The organism is Mycobacterium persicum, from assembly GCF_002086675.1.
GTDB classification, from domain to species: domain Bacteria; phylum Actinomycetota; class Actinomycetes; order Mycobacteriales; family Mycobacteriaceae; genus Mycobacterium; species Mycobacterium persicum.
In genome coordinates, this window is sequence record NZ_MVIF01000271.1 from 1 (window position 1) to 835 (window position 835).

The 835-nt window shown below is 62.9% G+C and carries 1 pseudogene; it reads left to right on the plus strand.

What is annotated here, in order from left to right:
* Nucleotides 1-92: 92 nt before the first annotated feature.
* Nucleotides 93-835 (plus strand): annotated as a pseudogene (locus BST40_RS28325) (integrase); the annotation flags it as partial.

Consider the following 835-nt stretch of genomic DNA (forward strand, 5'->3'; position numbering starts at 1 on the left):
TCACGAAAAGTGCCCGCGAAACACCCTCGGTGCCTCACATAAGAATGCCCGCGAAACGGTGACCGTCGTCAGGCATGGAATGTGGGTTGTCGATGACGTCTCGTGCCGAGATCACCACCAGGTACGCCAAGGCGTATGTGAAGGCCTCGAAGAAGAACAGGGGGCAGATTCTGGACCAGGTGGTCGAGGTGACGGGGTGGTCGCGCGACAACGCCCGCCGCAGGCTCACAGCAGCGGCGAAGCGGCCACCGGGGCCGGGGCGCAGTGTGACGAAGCGGCCCCGCAAGCCCAGGGCCCCGAAGTATTCCTATGACGCGCTCAAGGTGCTGCAAAGGGTTTGGGCCGCCTCGGGTGGACAGTGCGGGAAGTATCTGGCTGCTTCGATGCGGCTGCAGCTCGACGGGCTGCAACGCCACGACGAGCTGGCCTTTGGTCGTGACCGCTACAGCCCGGCCGTGCGGGCAGAGCTGCTGGAGATGAGCGCGGCCACGATTGACCGCTATCTGGCGCCGGCGAGGGCCAAGGACCAGATCAGTGGTGTATCGACGACGAAACCCTCACCGCTGCTGCGGAATTCGGTCAAGGTCCGCAAGGCAGGCGATGAGGTAGAAGCCGAACCCGGCTTCTTCGAGGGCGATACGGTCGCGCATTGCGGCCCCACACTGAAGGGCGAGTTCGCCCGGACCCTCAACCTCACCGATGTACATATCGGCTGGGTCTTCACCCGCACCGTGCGCAACAACGCCAACACCCACATCCTGGGCGCCCTGAAAGCAGGGATTCATGAAATACCTTATGAAGTAACCGGTTTGGATTTCGACAACGGCACCGAGTT